The organism is Desulfofundulus sp., from assembly GCF_049701015.1.
Classification (GTDB): Bacteria; Bacillota; Desulfotomaculia; order Desulfotomaculales; family Desulfovirgulaceae; genus Desulfofundulus.
Window position 1 is genome coordinate 1 of the sequence record NZ_JBNATZ010000351.1, and the last position, 2,101, is coordinate 2,101.

Annotated in this window: 3 protein-coding genes; 2 read left to right on the forward strand and 1 reads right to left on the reverse strand. The window is 52.0% G+C overall.

The genetic code is table 11. The features are described from left to right. The first annotated feature begins 123 nt into the window (after window positions 1-123). The gene (gene mntA / locus ACPLUI_RS14240) at window positions 124-552 is read left to right on the forward strand and encodes a type VII toxin-antitoxin system MntA family adenylyltransferase antitoxin (RefSeq protein ID WP_424660903.1); all 429 of its coding nucleotides are present in this window, start codon (window positions 124-126) and stop codon (window positions 550-552) included. Beyond that, a complete protein-coding gene (gene hepT, locus ACPLUI_RS14245) occupies window positions 545-967 on the forward strand; it encodes a type VII toxin-antitoxin system HepT family RNase toxin (RefSeq protein WP_424660904.1) in 423 nt (140 codons plus the stop codon). The genes mntA and hepT overlap by 8 nt, the downstream gene beginning before the upstream one ends. 123 nt (window positions 968-1,090) lie before the next feature. On the opposite strand, the gene ACPLUI_RS14250 is transcribed toward hepT, so the two are convergent. Next, window positions 1,091-1,918, reverse strand: coding sequence for a cyanophycinase (locus ACPLUI_RS14250; protein WP_424660905.1), 828 nt, complete (start codon window positions 1,916-1,918; stop codon window positions 1,091-1,093). Between the last annotated feature and the right edge of the window lie 183 nt (window positions 1,919-2,101).

Below are 2,101 nucleotides of genomic sequence, written 5' to 3' on the forward strand. Positions count from 1 at the left end.
AAAAATACCCCAGGCGCGGAGGGTCAACCCTTCTTAACATTGCAAAATTTACCTTTCAAACGTATAATAATTAAAAGTCTGAACGGTGTAATATGCGCTCATTTTTACCTGCGGGTGGTAACTTTGGACGTTAACCTGTTACGGGAAAAACTAAAACCGGTTTTTGAAAATTTCGGGGTGACCTGCTGTTATCTTTTTGGCTCCCGTGCCGGCCAGGATTATTACGGGGACAGTGATATCGACCTCGCCGTAATTTTTGCTGATTACTCCCCCGATATACATAATCTGGATCTGGAAATTCAGCTACAAAACGCCGTGGCTGAAAATTTAGCCCCGCTGGAAGTAGATCTTCTTTTTCTGCAAAAAGCTCCAGTTTATTTAAAGTTCAACGTAATCAAAACAGGAAAAGTCGTTTATTGTATAAATGATGAGTTCCGCACAGATTTTGAGGATATAACCATAAGGGATTACCTGGACTTTAAACCTTTCCTGGAGATGTACTACCGGGAAATGGCGGAGGATTTACTTTCCGGGGGGAGTGATTTTGCTTAACAAAGATTTGATCTACAACCGTATTGACATGATCAAACGCTCCCTGGCCAGGTTAAGAAAGATGACAGTCCTGAGCAGGGAACAATTTCTGGCCGACCCTGATAATTTTGCCATTGCCGAACATCACCTGCGCCGGGCCCTGGAGAGCCTTTTTAATATCGGCAGGCACATCATGGCCAAGCAAGGACTGGGACACCCGGTCGATTACCGGTCAATCATATTGACCCTGGGCAGGGAAAAAATTCTTCCTGCTGAGTTTGCGGAAAGAATCAAGGGCATGGCCGGTTACCGTAACCGCCTGGTGCATGGCTACGCGGAGGTAACTCCGGAAGAAATGTATGATATAATGCAACACAGACTGGCGGATTTTGAAAATTACTGCACTTATATATTAAAGTACCTGGAAAAGGTATAGAACAATCCGTATATACGGGCGTGTCCTCAGTTCCTCTCGGAGAACCAACCTCCGTGGCCTGATTGTCAACCTGCACTTTTAAACCCGGCTCCAGTCGGGAAAGCCGGGTTTTTTGACATTCGACTATACGGTAAAGCAAGGTTGCCGGGATTTAAAATCATAACCGTAACCCTGAGGCAAAACGTGCAGTGTTGCCCCGGCAAGGGCCAGCATGGGCTGCGGGCGTAAATCGGAAGCATTGGTATGCGTGATGGTCCGCCCGTCCACCACCGTCACCGTGCCGGAACCCAGCACGGTAAAACGACCGTCCGGCGAAACTGCGATGGCCGTATCTTCATCAATACCGATACCCAGAACATGGGGATTGTGGGCCACGGCGGCAAGCAGCCGGCCGATCCGCCCCCGCTGGGCGAAATGCTGGTCAATCACCACGCCGCTGATAAGTCCGAGGCCGGGAGCCATTTTCACCGTATTCCTTCCGGGAGAACGTCCACCCCTGCCGCCCGTGATCATAACCTCGCCCATCGCGGCTGCACCGGCACTGGTGCCGCCGATCACCACTCCCGCGCGGCTGGCGACCTGCAAAGCTTGTTCGACGCGGGTCCCCCCCAGGATCCTGGCAATCCTTAACTGGTCTCCGCCTGTAAAAAAAATGCCCGTAGCCTGCTGTAAAATGCGGACCGGGGCTGGATCTGCAGCTTTTTCCCGGTTGTCCAGGTGGAGCGGCAAGACTTCCCCTGCGCCCAGCTTCAGGAACACGCGGCGGTAAACTTCACCAACCTCTTCGGGCAGACGCGTGGCAGTGGTAATCACCACAATGCTGGCCCGTTCCCCCCCGGCCAGGCTCACAAATTCCCGCAGGATAAGGCATTCTCCTTCCTTATCCTCCGCCCCCCCGATAAGCAGAAAAGACCCGCCCGAGCTACCCCGCAAAAGTCCCTTCCCTGCCATTTAAGACACCCCGCTTAAGGACCCATTTACAATTGTTTTACGCCGCTCCTCCCCGAATTAATCACCGCCAACAAAAAAATCCGGGCAATTCGTACCCGGACAGCTACCCAAGGTCAGAAGCTAAAAGGACCGGCTAACATATTTGCCGCCCCCTGGCTTCTATCTCGCGCTGCAGGCGCGCCA